This window comes from Exiguobacterium algae (assembly GCF_018617875.1).
Classification (GTDB): Bacteria; Bacillota; Bacilli; order Exiguobacteriales; family Exiguobacteriaceae; genus Exiguobacterium; species Exiguobacterium algae.
Genome location: NZ_JACSKZ010000002.1, coordinates 579,030 through 591,843 on the forward strand (window position 1 = coordinate 579,030; position 12,814 = coordinate 591,843).

Annotated in this window: 14 protein-coding genes; 1 reads left to right on the top strand and 13 read right to left on the bottom strand. The window is 48.8% G+C overall.

Features of this window, described 5'->3' with window-relative positions:
• Positions 1 to 9: 9 nt before the first annotated feature.
• The 9 genes from yqeK to KNP03_RS08190 all read right to left on the bottom strand — a co-directional run bounded on the left by yqeK (position 10) and on the right by KNP03_RS08190 (position 5,667).
• Positions 10 to 567, bottom strand: coding sequence for a bis(5'-nucleosyl)-tetraphosphatase (symmetrical) YqeK (gene yqeK / locus KNP03_RS08150; RefSeq protein WP_214827982.1), 558 nt, complete (start codon positions 565 to 567; stop codon positions 10 to 12).
• Complete coding sequence (locus KNP03_RS08155) at positions 557 to 1,108, bottom strand: nicotinate-nucleotide adenylyltransferase (protein ID WP_240544538.1); 552 nt, start codon at positions 1,106 to 1,108, stop codon at positions 557 to 559. The genes yqeK and KNP03_RS08155 overlap by 11 nt, the downstream gene beginning before the upstream one ends.
• A gap of 14 nt (positions 1,109 to 1,122) precedes the next feature.
• Positions 1,123 to 1,419 carry a ribosome assembly RNA-binding protein YhbY gene (gene yhbY, locus KNP03_RS08160; protein WP_214827988.1) on the bottom strand — a complete coding sequence of 99 codons (297 nt, stop codon included), beginning with the start codon at positions 1,417 to 1,419 and terminating at the stop codon, positions 1,123 to 1,125.
• 4 nt (positions 1,420 to 1,423) lie between these two features.
• A complete protein-coding gene (gene aroE / locus KNP03_RS08165) occupies positions 1,424 to 2,209 on the bottom strand; it encodes a shikimate dehydrogenase (protein WP_214827991.1) in 786 nt (261 codons plus the stop codon).
• Positions 2,206 to 3,318, bottom strand: a complete 1,113-nt coding sequence (yqeH, locus tag KNP03_RS08170) for a ribosome biogenesis GTPase YqeH (RefSeq protein WP_214828329.1) — start codon at positions 3,316 to 3,318, stop codon at positions 2,206 to 2,208. The genes aroE and yqeH overlap by 4 nt, the downstream gene beginning before the upstream one ends.
• Positions 3,319 to 3,452: 134 nt before the next feature.
• Entirely contained in the window at positions 3,453 to 4,079 is a 627-nt protein-coding gene (locus KNP03_RS08175; protein WP_214827994.1) for a YqeG family HAD IIIA-type phosphatase, read from the bottom strand.
• 127 nt (positions 4,080 to 4,206) lie between these two features.
• Positions 4,207 to 4,989 carry a phosphatidylserine decarboxylase gene (locus tag KNP03_RS08180; protein WP_214827997.1) on the bottom strand — a complete coding sequence of 261 codons (783 nt, stop codon included), beginning with the start codon at positions 4,987 to 4,989 and terminating at the stop codon, positions 4,207 to 4,209.
• Positions 4,986 to 5,405: a thioredoxin family protein gene (locus KNP03_RS08185; protein ID WP_214828000.1), complete on the bottom strand. Its 420-nt coding sequence runs from the start codon at positions 5,403 to 5,405 to the stop codon at positions 4,986 to 4,988. Before KNP03_RS08185 ends, KNP03_RS08180 begins: the two co-directional genes overlap by 4 nt.
• A gap of 67 nt (positions 5,406 to 5,472) precedes the next feature.
• The gene (locus tag KNP03_RS08190; protein WP_214828003.1) at positions 5,473 to 5,667 is read right to left on the bottom strand and encodes a YjzD family protein; all 195 of its coding nucleotides are present in this window, start codon (positions 5,665 to 5,667) and stop codon (positions 5,473 to 5,475) included.
• Between the two features lie 162 nt (positions 5,668 to 5,829).
• On the opposite strand from KNP03_RS08190, the gene KNP03_RS08195 reads away from it, so the two are divergent.
• Complete coding sequence (locus KNP03_RS08195) at positions 5,830 to 6,642, top strand: Cof-type HAD-IIB family hydrolase (RefSeq protein ID WP_214828006.1); 813 nt, start codon at positions 5,830 to 5,832, stop codon at positions 6,640 to 6,642.
• 32 nt (positions 6,643 to 6,674) lie between these two features.
• Here KNP03_RS08195 and KNP03_RS08200 read toward each other — a convergent pair whose 3' ends face one another.
• The 4 genes from KNP03_RS08200 to KNP03_RS08215 form a co-directional block, all read right to left on the bottom strand.
• Positions 6,675 to 7,523 (bottom strand): YitT family protein, encoded by an 849-nt coding sequence (locus tag KNP03_RS08200; protein WP_214828009.1) that lies wholly within the window; start codon positions 7,521 to 7,523, stop codon positions 6,675 to 6,677.
• A gap of 146 nt (positions 7,524 to 7,669) precedes the next feature.
• Complete coding sequence (locus KNP03_RS08205; protein ID WP_214828012.1) at positions 7,670 to 9,967, bottom strand: glycoside hydrolase family 65 protein; 2,298 nt, start codon at positions 9,965 to 9,967, stop codon at positions 7,670 to 7,672.
• Between the two features lie 219 nt (positions 9,968 to 10,186).
• Positions 10,187 to 11,248 (bottom strand): LacI family DNA-binding transcriptional regulator, encoded by a 1,062-nt coding sequence (locus KNP03_RS08210; RefSeq protein WP_214828015.1) that lies wholly within the window; start codon positions 11,246 to 11,248, stop codon positions 10,187 to 10,189.
• A 39-nt stretch (positions 11,249 to 11,287) separates the two neighbouring features.
• The gene (locus KNP03_RS08215; RefSeq protein ID WP_214828018.1) at positions 11,288 to 12,802 is read right to left on the bottom strand and encodes an alpha-amylase family glycosyl hydrolase; all 1,515 of its coding nucleotides are present in this window, start codon (positions 12,800 to 12,802) and stop codon (positions 11,288 to 11,290) included.
• Positions 12,803 to 12,814 lie beyond the last annotated feature (12 nt).

The following is a 12,814-nucleotide window of genomic DNA, read 5'->3' on the forward strand; positions in this document are numbered from 1 at the left end:
AAGACCCTCCTAAGGTAAATTCACAAAATCATTATATGTTTCAATCGTCAGTGGAAAAATCCGGACCGACTTGTTCAACAAAAATTGAATCGTTTGACGCAACGTCGCGACAACTGCGGCCTCAAGCGAGTGCTCCGCCTCCATCCGAAGGCGTTCTACACCAGGATATTGACGGTTCGGTTCGATCGCGTCTGCCACAAATAAGATTTGATCCAGTCGTGACATGCCCGGTTCACCGGTCGTATGGTTTCGAATCGCTGAGAGGACAGCAGGCTCTAGATGATACGCCCGCCCCAGCAGCACTGCGCCTACCGGTGCATGCAACAGTTCGTCGTCATACTCGAGGAGGTTCGAATCCAATCCCGCCTCACGCACGACTTGTCGCATCTCAGCAGCGTCAAAATATTTAGCGTAATCATGGAGCATCGCCGCAAGACGTGCCTGTTCCACATTTTCACCATATTTTTTGGCCAAACGCTCCGCGGTCTCGACGACACCGAGCGTATGGATGAATCGTTTTTCCGGCAGCGTTTGTTCAATCAATGCTTTCGCTTCTTCAAACGTCATACAAGTCATGCTCCTTCACGTATGTCTCGACTTCCGTCGGGACAAGATACTTGATGGACCGACCTCTTTTCGCACGTTCACGAATGTCGGTCGACGAAATCTCGAGTTGCGGCAAATCAATCGTGCGTACGTCAGCCAGTTCCGGAATCCGGTAGCGACTGCCCGGGCGCGCAACTGCCCCGAACGTGACGAGACGGACGAGCGTCTCATAGTCGTACCATGATTCGAGTGAATCGAGTGAATCCGCCCCGACCAAAAAGATAAATGTATCTTCCGGATAGCGTTCCAACAGACGCTTCATCGTTTCGACCGTATAGGACGGCTCGCTGCGCTCGAACTCAATCAAATTCAGCTTGAATTCCGGTTGTTTTGAAATGGCCAGACGGGTCATCTCGATCCGATGCTCTGCCGGACTGAAACCTGCCTTATGGGGCGGGATGGCCGCCGGCAAAAACCACACTTCATCCAAATCAAGTTGTTCCCGGGCTTGTTCCGCAATGAGTAAATGGCCGAGATGGGGCGGGTCGAACGTCCCTCCCATCAATCCGATGCGGCTCACGGGAGCTTGATCTGGCGATTTTCTTTCTCTGTCGCCTCTTTATATAAGACGATGACTTTCCCGATCACTTGCACAACTTCTGCCTTCGTTCCTTCTGCCAACTCGCCAGCCACATCTTTTGGTGTGTCCATGCAGTTTTGAAGAACTTGCACTTTCAATAATTCACGTTTCTCGAGTGCATCTCCGATGTCTTTGCACATTGCTTCACTGACTCCATTCTTACCAACTTGATAAATTGGTGAGAGGTGGTGTGCCTCAGCACGTAAAAATCGTTTCTGTTTACCTGATAACATTTATTTATTCCTCCAATAAGCTTTCAATTAACTTCATTCCGATTGTTTCGTCCGGCTTTACACCTGTCCATTTTTCAAATGCCAGCGCACCCTGCCCGACAAACATGGCGACACCCGTCACCGTTCGCGCCCCTTTCAACGAGGCCTCACGCAAGAACGGGGTAACAAGCGGACGATATATGATATCACAAACGAGCGTGTTTTGTCGTAATCCTTCGAGCGAAAGCGGTGACGATTCCCCGTCCATTCCGACCGAAGTCGTTTGAATGATGACATCGTATCGAGAAACATCGACTGCTTCAAACGTCGTGGCATGGACGGCGAATGCTTCAGCAAGGTGTCTTGCCCGTTCGACTGTCCGGTTCACAATTGTAACATTCCGGGTCGGCAATGCGCCGAGGATCCCTCGTGCCGCACCACCCGCCCCGATGACGAGAACAGACCCTGACCAATCTGTCCATGCGTTCAAAGCATGGACGAGACCGGCCCCATCCGTATTCGTACCAATCAGCCTGCCTTCCCTTTTGTAAATGGTATTGACCGCGCCAGCAATGGTTGCCGGCTCCTCGAGCTCATCTAAAAACGGAATAACCGCTTCTTTATGAGGAATCGTCACATTCAAACCATCCCACTTTCCGGCACGCATCGCTTCGAATAAAGACTCAAGTTCATCCGTTGTGACATCGACCGCCTCATAACGCCCGAAAAGCCCAGACGCGCTCAGCCACTGCTCGTGCAAGTGGGGAGAGAGCGAATGAGCAATCGGGTGACCGATGACGGCCAGTCTCATACGAGCGCCTCACGTAATGTGACAGCTACTCCTTTTGGTGCCCAGGCGGCGATACGGCCACCTTTTCCGTGGATGGCGACCCAACCGAGGCCACTGAAGACGATGTCCGTCTTCACACCGTCACGGAGGCTGAATTCGTGGCGAACGAGTGGCGGTAAGATTTCGAGCGTCTTCTCGTTCGGAGGATTTAGCATTTTACCGATATGGTTTTCATACAATTCCTCTGCACGCTCTAATTTCGTACGGTGTGTCTTCAACTCGTTTGACATATAGACGACGAATGAGCGTTTGTTCCCTTCCAAGTAATCAAGTCGCGCCAATCCGCCAAAGTAGAGCGTTTGTTGCGGATTCAACTGGAACACATGCGGCTTGATTTCTTTCTTCGGTGTGATCGTCTTCAAGTCTTTCGCATCCACATAGTGGGCAATTTGATGACGATTGATGATTCCTGGTGTGTCGTATAGGTTCGCATCGTCATCGAGTGGAATGTCAATCAAATCAAGCGTTGTCCCTGGGAAGTGACTGACGGTGATGATGGCTTCATCCTCTTCACCGAATCGCTTGATGACCTGGTTGATGAGCGTCGACTTCCCGACGTTCGTGCAACCGACGACAAACACGTCTTTTCCTTTACGGTAATATTCGATTTTCTCAGCGAGCTCATCGATGCCGTGACCTTTTTTGGCACTGATCAAATGGACATCGATCGGGTTGAGACCCAACTCTTTCGCCTCGGCCTTCATCCAGTTCGCCATCCGGTTCGGGTTGACCGATTTTGGTAAAAGGTCTACCTTATTTCCGACCAACAGGACAGGATTTGATCCGACCGAACGTTGGAGACCCGGCAACCAGCTGCCGTTGAAATCGAAAATATCTACGATTTTAATGACGAGCGCCTCGCGTGAACTAATGCCGTTCAAGATACGTAAGAAATCGTCATCTGACAATTCTACGTCTTGCACTTGGTTATAATGCTTCAACTTGAAGCAGCGTTGGCAAATGACGATTTCTCGGTCAAGTGCAGATTTCGGAGCGTAGCCGACGCCATTCGGGTCTTCTGTTTGAATAGCGACACCACATCCGGCGCAATATCGTTTTGTTTCTTCCATAGTTTCCTTTGCTGTCATTTAGGTTCCCCCTTCTTCATTCCTCGTAGCACCTCGCTGCCACTCCTGAAGCGTTAATTCCGATGCCTTATGCACCGTACAAGGACAGCCTCCTTCTTCCTGTGCGTTCGAGGTCCTTATTCATCTTTTTTATGTGAATCTTCGGAACGGGAGTGCATCGCTTCTCCGATTTTTTCCGCAACGGTCACTTTCGCCCGTTGTGCGTCGACGGCGAGCTCCTCCATTTTTTTCGTGATCAATACATACTTCCCACGACGTTTCATGTGCGCAAAGACGACTTTTTCAAGCATCCGGTTAAACTTCGTGACGAGCCCGTCGGTTTTGACGACCGGTTGCACGTGGATGACATGAATGCCTGCCATGTTGGCACCGAGGACGTCCGTAAAGAGCTGATCGCCTAAGAAAATCGCTTCTTTCGGCGAATAGCCGTATTTAGCGAGTGCTTGTTTAAAACCGGACGGTAAAGGTTTTTTGGCACGTGCGACGTAGTGGAGGCCGAGCGGCTCCGTAAACGTTCGCACACGGTCTTCATTGTTGTTCGACACGACGATGACATCGAAACCGTGTGACTTCACTTTTTCAAGCCACATCATTAAAAGCTCGGGTGCGTGTGGTACGTCCCAAGCCACGAGCGTATTATCTAAGTCAGTCATGATGACCTTTACGCCACGGTCTTTCAATTCTTTTAAGTCGATGTCAAACACAGACGCGACGAACTGTTTCGGATAAAGTCGATTAAACACGATAAAATTCCTCCAATTAGCTAAACGATTCAACTACTTATACAAGTATTGATATCCCTTCTATGGTAAACGAAAACCGACCAAACGACTAGTGTATCGTTTGGTCGGAAGAAAATTGATAGAAAAATCAGCTGGACTGAAGCGTCCCGATGACTTCACCGAGTCGAACCGGACCGATTTTTTCACGGTCGATTTGGACGGTGTCTTTCTCAAAACAGAGGACCACGGTTGACCCGAACGAGAAGTAACCGACTTCTTCCCCTTTTTCAGCTTGCTCCCCTTCGAGCGTCCACGCAATCGTGTTTACATTCAGCGCCCCAACCATGATGTGCTCATAAGTCCCGGCGGCGCTGTCAAATCTTGTGATTCGACGGTAGTTACGCGATAACGGTCGTACGGTTTCTGTCAGTCCGATTTCATTGACCGGTGCTGAACGGTCCCCAAGTTCATAATGACTGAGCACGCGGCCCGCTAGCGGCACATGGACACGATGGTAGTCGCGCGGACTCAGATAAAGCACACAAACCGTCCCACCTGCATAACGGCGCGCCTCTTGCTGTGAACCAAGCAGTTCAGCGAGCGTGTACGTCTGTCCTTTCACTTCAAACCGGCTGTCGTCCGTGATGTCCTGGACGACCGAAAGCTTCCCGTCACATGGCGAAACGATCGAGTTTTCCTGTGAATCGATCGGGCGCGCCCCTTCTTTCAGGTGTCTCGTAAAGAACGCATGAAGACTCGGGTATGTCTCAATGGATTGTTCCGCCTCATCGACATCGATGCCGTATACTTTCGCAAAAGATGGGATCAAGTGACGGCTCATATTCGATTGGGCAAAGGCCTGCAACCGGTTAGCAATCATCGGAGATGCGTTCAATTCAAATAACGTTTGATACAATTGGCGGCGGATCACTGTTTCGCCTCCTCGTTTTTGAAGAACGTCTCATATTGTTGCTCCGAGACGGCGCCTTCAATCCGACCGATCTCTTTTCCGTCTTCAAACCGGATGACGGTCGGCGTGCCGTTGATTCCGTAAGTTTTCCATACGTCATGGTCCGCAAGGTTGATGGAAACCGCGTCGTACTCTTCAATCATCGGTTCAACGTATGGCTTTACTTGTGCACAATATTCACACCCTGTTTGCCAGAAATAGACGACGACTTCCTTCTCATCATCGAGCTTTTGTTGTAGTTCATCTGCCGTCACCGGATTGACACCCGTTTCCTCATTGGCGTTATTCAAAAAGAACAACAGACCGATTCCGATGACGATGATTGCTGCAATGATCGCGAATGTAATGAAATTCGCACGTTTCGCACTGTTTTTCATTGTCTAATCCTCCTGTGGATGAAGTAAAAAAAGAACTGACTCTTGGAGTCAGTTTGGTTGTAGTGGATTACTTTTCTGGCTCAACTTCACTGATACCCATGTCTTGGTTCAAGATATCTAGAAGCGCAACGAAAATTGTGATGGCAACGCCAAAACCTGTTGCGAGCATAGCGTTGAACTCTACACCGTCAACAGCAGAAATGATAAATACCGCTGTATTAGAGAGCAAAATCGCCCAGAACAAAGTTACGATGTAACGCATTGAATGTCCCCTCCATCTCAAAGATGATTCGTAAAAATTCATACGACACTAGTATAGCATTGTTCTCAGAAAATGTGTGAAGTCGATTGTATATTCTTTCCGTCAAATCCGGAAATATGATAAGGTCATAAAAACAGATAGATGAAGAAAAGAGGATGACTTATGTCACGTTATTTAATCGCAGTTGACCTAGACGGCACACTGTTACAAGATGATAAAACGATTAGTGAACGAAACCTACGTGCTCTTCAAGCGGCCAGAGAAGCGGGGCACGAAGTCATGATTGCTACAGGGCGCCCGAAACGTCACTCCATCATGTATTATGAACAACTCGGATTGACGACACCGCTCGTCAACTTCAACGGTGCACTCGTGCACCATCCAAAAGATCCGAACTTCGCGGTCACACACCGACCGATTCCGTTAAAAACCGCACATGAGATCATTCACGAAGTATCTGACTCGAAAGCGCACAACATCGTGGTCGAAGTGACCGATCATGTTTACTTCCAAAAAGATCCGCAAACGTTTTATAGCCCATACGCGGAACGGGCGTTAAGTGTCACGTCAGGTAACCTGCTCACGCAATTGCAGGAAGAACCGACATCACTCCTCATCCACGCTACGGAGCAGCACGTCGACCAGGTCCGCTCCCGTCTCAACGACGTACACGCAAACGTCGTCTTAAATCGTCAGTGGCGCGTGCCTGAGCATATGATTGAAGTCATGAACAAGCATACGTCGAAAGCCGTCGGCATCCGTGAGGTATCGAAGCATTTAAACATTGACCGAAACCGAATCATCGCGTTCGGTGATGAAGAAAACGACCTCGAGATGCTCGATTACGTCGGCACCGGTGTCGCGATGGGGAACGCCATCGACGAACTGAAAGCAGTCGCTAATGAAGTGACGGCTTCCAATATGGATGATGGAATCGCATTGTTCTTAGAAGAAAAACTAGGAATCAAGGCATAAGTAAAACCCGCTGAACGTTCAGCGGGTTTTCTTTATCGACGGAACGTTCCTTCCACGTCTTCTGTCGGCAAGATATTGATCCAAACGGACGGATCGGCATCTTTACAGATCCGTGTGATTTCCCGAACCTCATGTCGTTGCGCGACCATCATGAGCGTCGCTTTTTCAACCTTGGAATACGTTCCGATAGCAGGCATGAGCGTGATGCCACGGAACACGTGCTGATGCAGTTCCTTCGTCACTTCCTCGGGATGGTTCGTCACGATAAAGAGCGTCTGGCGCTGCGTGTTCGTATAAATCTCGTCGATTACTTTTGAAGTCACATATAAGAAGACGATTGTATAAAGCGCCGTCGGCCATCCGAACAAGAACCCTGCCCATAGCGCAATCATCATGTTCATCAGAAATAGATAGACGCCAACGGAGTTGTTCGTGAATTTCGCCAAAATCAGAGCGACGATATCAAACCCACCGGTCGAGGCCCCGTATCGAATCGTGATCCCAGATCCGATCGCGAGAAGCACCCCACCGAATACTGCATTCAACAACGGATCGTCAGAAAGGATTGTCGCCTGCGGAAGGACACGAATGAACGCCGTAACAGCAGCAACACTGATGAGTGTGTGAATCATCATGTTTCGACCGAGCATGAAATAACTGACGATCAAGAGCGGTGTATTCAGTACGAAGAACCAAATCCCTTCCCCCAGTTCGAACGGTGTCCCGGCGAATAGTTTCGTCAGGATTTGGGCGAGACCCGTGAATCCGGTCGAGTAGACACCGGCTGGAATTAAGAATAATGTCATGGACAAGGCAACAAACAGCCCTCCAATAATCGAGACGACCCCGATTCGTGTGTGTTCTTTAACGGCTTCCGTCAAGCTTCAACTCCCCTTTCTCAAAATAGCTAAGAATCAAGATAACATAGTTTAATCGCCCTGCATACATTAAATCTGTCGGAGCGTCACCCATTCTTCCATAGAAAAACAAGCCGGCAAAAGCCGACTTGTTCATGTATAGCGATTGGTCACGCTTTCACAGTTTCAATCGTAACCGAGTCATTTGCCGGTACAGTAACCGCATTTCCGTAAACTGAAATCGTCACGTCCGTACCACCTGTTTGTTTGATCGTCACTTGTTCACGAGTCGATGAGACCGTCAAGTGATGATCACGCCAAAGCATGTTGAATGAATAGCCGTTCCAATCTTTTGGAATCATCGGGCTAAACGAAAGTTCATCGTTTTGAATACGCATCCCTGCAAATCCATGTACGATTGACATCCACGAACCGACCATCGATGTGATATGAAGACCATCTTCCGTGTCGTTATTGTAGTTGTCGAGGTCAAGTCGTGCCGAACGTTGGTACAATTCGACCGCTTTGTCTTCGTAACCGACCTCTGCTGCAATAATCGAGTACACACATGGTGACAAGCTCGACTCATGAACCGTGCGTGGCTCATAGAAGTCAAAGTTCGCACGCTTCTGCTCTACTGTGAAACGATCGCCGAACGTATAGAGTCCTTGGAGGACATCCGCCTGTTTGATGAAGTTCGAGCGGAGAATCCGGTCCCAAGACCAGTTTTGGTTGAGCGGGAGGTGCTTCGGATCGAGATCTTTAACGAGAATCTGTTCCTTATCCATGAAGCCGTCCTGTTGCATGAAGACGTCCGGAACAAGGTCATCTTTCGGATAGTACATCTTCGCTTGGATATCCGCCCACTTCGCGAGCTCCGCGTCTGTGATGCCAAGTGTCGACACGAGCTCTTCAAGACGTGCCGGTTCGGCGTCTTTCAAGTAGTTATACACTTCTTGCGTGTATTCAAGTGTCCAGGCAGCAATCAAGTTTGTATACCAGTTGTTGTTGACGTTGTTGTCGTATTCGTTCGGACCTGTGACGCCCAGGATCATGTACACGTCTTTGTGCGGCACAAAGTTGACACGACTTGCCCAGTAACGCGAAATCTCGACCAATACTTCAAGCCCGTATTGTCCAAGGTATGACTTGTCGCCTGTGAAGTTTGTGTAGTTGTAGATGGCGTGCGCGATTGCTCCGTTCCGGTGGATTTCTTCGTGCGTGATTTCCCATTCATTGTGGCACTCTTCCCCGTTCATCGTCACCATCGGATAAAGCGCGCCTTCCATCCCGACATTTTTCACAGCATTTTCTTTCGCTTGCGGCAATTGGTTGTGACGGTATTTGAGCAAGTTCCAAGAGACTTCCGGTTTAGTCGTCGCCAAGTAGAAGTGGAGACAGTACGCTTCTGTATCCCAATACGTGGCACCACCATATTTTTCACCTGTGAAGCCTTTCGGTCCAATGTTCAGACGTGAGTCTTCACCTGTGTAGGTTTGGTACATGTTAAAGATGTTGAAGCGAATCCCTTGTTGTGCCTCTGCATCCCCATCGATGCGAACATCCGCGTCTTCCCAGCGTGCGAGCCAGGCATCCGTCTGTTCAGCCAAGAGCGTCTCAAATCCTTTTTCGAACGCCGCTTCGACACGCTTCATTCCTTCCGACTGGAGGGCATCCACCTCGTAGTCACGGTTCGTGACGACCGAGACGTATTTGTATGCCGTCGCCGTCTCACCTGCAGACGTATTCACCGTGAATTTATTCGCGACGAACGTATCGGTTGCTTCCAACACTTCACAACGTGCACCCTCGACGTCGGCAATCATCGATGCCGTCACGTGCCAGTCGAGTTTTTTCGTTTTCGTCGTCACGAATCCGAACCGTTCTTCGACCCCATGTTCGACAGGGAGCCAGAACTTCTCGTCATAGTTCGAGTCTTCGTTGACAACATCTCCATCTAAGTAAGGCGTGAACTCAATATTCGCTTCGTAGTTGACCGGTGTCACGTTGTAGCGAATCGCAAGAATTTCCTTGTCCACGATTGAGAAGAAGCGGACGACTTCAACTTTTGTTTCTTCCGTTCCATTCATCAAAGTAAAGGTACGCGTCAATACCCCACGTTGCATGTCCAATTCACGAGTGAAGTCCTTCACTTCCCATTTTGCCAAGTCAACAGGAGTTCCATTAATGGCAACACGTAATCCGATCACGTTTGTCGCATTCAATACTTTCGCAAAGTACTCAGGATATCCGTTCTTCCACCATCCGACACGCGTTTTATCCGGATAGTAAACACCAGCCACATAGAAGCCCTGGTGTGTATCGTTCGAATAATCTTCTTCGAAATTTCCACGCATCCCCATATGCCCGTTTCCGAGCGATGTAATTGACTCAGCAAGCCGGTTCTCTTTCGGGTGAAGACCTTCTTCTGTTACTTTCCATTCATCGACTGCAAACAATCGTTTCATCTGTCTGCCACTCCTTTTTCTTTAACAAGGCTACTTTCGTAAGGACAACAACTTCATGCAACCGTTTGTCTATGAAAGCGCTGTATTTAATCTCATCTTTCATTTTACACAACTCAACACAGAATGCAATCGTTTGCATAAAACTTTTCTTTCTTTTTTCTCTCACAAAATCAGATTCAAAAGATAGAGCGATCTCGCCTTAACGAAATCGCTCCGGTTTTATTTTCGAATATCCATCGACTCAGTCGTCTGCGTGTCTTTCTTTTGCCCGCACGACTGACGCACGACTAAATAGTGCGGGACGATCACACGTTTTCCGTAAGGCGGTGCACTGTCACCGATCTGTTCGATCAAGCAATTCGTCGCCTCGAACCCGAGGCCAAAGATGTTGATTTCGACTGATGTGAGCGGCGGATTGGAATGTTCAGCGATATACGCGTTGTTAAAGCTGACGATTGCGACATCATCCGGAATCTTCAATCCCATTTCGCTCAACGTGCTGATGACCCCTAACGCCATCATGTCGTCACTAACTACAACAGCTGTAGGGGGCTGGTCATTCTGCCAAAGTTCACGGACAGCTTTCGCTCCACCCTTCGTCATGAATTCGGCCCTGGCAATGTAGTCCTCGCTTACCGGAATCCCCGCCTCCATGAGGGCTGTCGCATATCCATTACGGCGGTCTTGAGTAACCGCGAGCTTATCCGAACCCCCGATGAAGGCGATCCGGCGATGACCTAAGTTATAAAGGTGTTTCGTTACCTCACGACCCGCGAGGTAATTATCCGTATCGACATACGTAATCGAAGAAGCATCCCCGAACGGCTTCCCGACCACGACGAACGGAAACTTCGTTTGACGTAAGTATTGGACGACTTGATCGTCTTCCCGTGAATACAATACGATGACACCGTCAACGCGACGACCTTGCACCATTTCGATTACACCGGACAAGACTTCTTCTTCCGTCACGCCAGTCGTCATGTAAAGTGAGTAACCATTTTGATGCGCCTTCGTGCTGATCCCACGAAGTACTTCTGGGAAAAACGGGTTTTGTAATGTCTTCGTTGCAGCACTTGGCATGACGAGCCCGATCGACTGTGTTGAGCGGTTTGCGAGACTTCTTGCGTGAATATTCGGATGATAGCCGAGCTCTTCCATTGAACTCCGTACACGTTCTTTTGTCTTTTGGCTGATTCTAGGACTGTTTGCAATGACGCGTGACACCGTAGACGGTGCAACATTTGCATGTTTTGCGACATCTTTAATTGTGATTTGCATGGTGTTCCCCCCTGCTTCCGTTATTTCATTCCTTGCTGTTTATTCCATTGTGCCTTTACGACGCTTCCACATGACCAAACCTGTCAAAAAAATCGGGATTGCAACAACAAGTAATCCGATTGTCCATGGATTCACTTGTGATTCTTCGACAATGTAGGCGTTCGCACTTTCTCCGGATAGTTCAATTGTATACGTTCCGCGCTTGTTTGTGACGAGTTGAGAGAACAAAAGTCCCCGAAGACGCTTGTCTTCTCCAACTTCACTGGCATCGAATTCAATTTTCCGGTCTTCACTATTCATATTGATGGCGTATAATGCGGTGTCATCCCCATCTTTTCTTTCAAAGACGGCTATTCCATCCTCTGAGGCAATCATGCGTTGGTCACCCGTCGCAAATACCGGATATTCTTCACGCATTCGATTCATCGTCGCCACATATTCGTGCAAATCTTCATTTCCCGGGAATTCCATCATCGTACGGTTCGCCGGATCGGCACCTCCGGCTTGCGCATTCTCGGTTCCTTGGAACACGATGGGCATTCCGGGTGACGCATATAGTGCGAATAAGCCTAGACGTAGTCGACGTTCTGCCGATTCGACTCCACCGGACTCTGCTTGATACATGAACCGTTCGACATCATGATTATCAAGGAAGATGGACATTTGATTGGGATCTTTAAAGAACGCCTCCGCGTAGCTTGCGGCAACATCGATTTCCTCAACGTTCGCTTGCTTTTGCGTCATGGTCTTTGAGACCCGGTCATAGAATGTGAAATTCGTAATACTGTTAAATCCTAAATCATCATACTCGGCGACGTATCTCGGGTCTGGGTCGAACACTTCCGCTAATAAGTAGAAGTCTGGGTCGACTGTACGGACTTCTTTGACGAAGTCTTTCCAAAACGCTTTGTCGACATGGCGGACTGTATCCAATCGATAGCCGTCAATCCCTGCTTCCTCGATCCAATATTTCGCCGCGTCGATCAAGTACGCTTTAACTTCCGGGTCCTCTGTCTTAAAGTCCGGTAAATCGAACAACCAATGCGTTTCTACCTGTTTCTGGTCTTTCCAGAACACGATGGGTAGCTGTTCGTGGAACCAGTCCGGCTTTTCTTCGACCCACGGATGGTTTGGTCCAACGTGATTGACGACGAAGTCGAGAATGACTTTCATGTCTCGCTTGTGCGCTTCCTCGACGAGTTCCTGTAAGTCTTCTTTCGTCCCGAATTGCGGGTCGATGTTATAAAAATCTTTAATCCAATAGCCATGATAGCCATCTGGCATGTTTTCATACACTGGGGTCAACCAGATTGACGTGAACCCGAGTGAATCAATGTAATCCAGCTTTTCGATGATTCCCGGGATATCCCCCCCATGAAAAGCTTTCGGGTCCTCCCGGTCCACCTGTTCATTGTTATCTGGATTGCCATCGTTGAAACGGTCAACCATTATAAAATACATGCGTTCTTGCTCCCAAGTTGCTGCTTCTTTCGCTCCGACAACCGTCGGAAACAAAAGAAGCGACAAGAGAACGAGCACGACGCTTCGTCTCATATCGCTTCCTCC

Excerpts from the sequence above, each read along its gene's own strand:
- yqeK (WP_214827982.1), bottom strand. The coding sequence starts at position 567 with ATGACGTTTGAAGAAGCGAAAGCATTGATTGAACAAACGCTGCCGGAA.
- KNP03_RS08155 (WP_240544538.1), bottom strand. The coding sequence starts at position 1,108 with ATGGGAGGGACGTTCGACCCGCCCCATCTCGGCCATTTACTCATTGCG.
- yhbY (WP_214827988.1), bottom strand. The coding sequence starts at position 1,419 with ATGTTATCAGGTAAACAGAAACGATTTTTACGTGCTGAGGCACACCAC.
- aroE (WP_214827991.1), bottom strand. The coding sequence starts at position 2,209 with ATGAGACTGGCCGTCATCGGTCACCCGATTGCTCATTCGCTCTCTCCC.
- yqeH (WP_214828329.1), bottom strand. The coding sequence starts at position 3,318 with ATGGAAGAAACAAAACGATATTGCGCCGGATGTGGTGTCGCTATTCAA.
- KNP03_RS08185 (WP_214828000.1), bottom strand. The coding sequence starts at position 5,405 with ATGAAAAACAGTGCGAAACGTGCGAATTTCATTACATTCGCGATCATT.
- KNP03_RS08190 (WP_214828003.1), bottom strand. The coding sequence starts at position 5,667 with ATGCGTTACATCGTAACTTTGTTCTGGGCGATTTTGCTCTCTAATACA.
- KNP03_RS08195 (WP_214828006.1), top strand. The coding sequence starts at position 5,830 with ATGTCACGTTATTTAATCGCAGTTGACCTAGACGGCACACTGTTACAA.
- KNP03_RS08205 (WP_214828012.1), bottom strand. The coding sequence starts at position 9,967 with ATGAAACGATTGTTTGCAGTCGATGAATGGAAAGTAACAGAAGAAGGT.
- KNP03_RS08210 (WP_214828015.1), bottom strand. The coding sequence starts at position 11,248 with ATGCAAATCACAATTAAAGATGTCGCAAAACATGCAAATGTTGCACCG.
- KNP03_RS08215 (WP_214828018.1), bottom strand. The coding sequence starts at position 12,802 with ATGAGACGAAGCGTCGTGCTCGTTCTCTTGTCGCTTCTTTTGTTTCCG.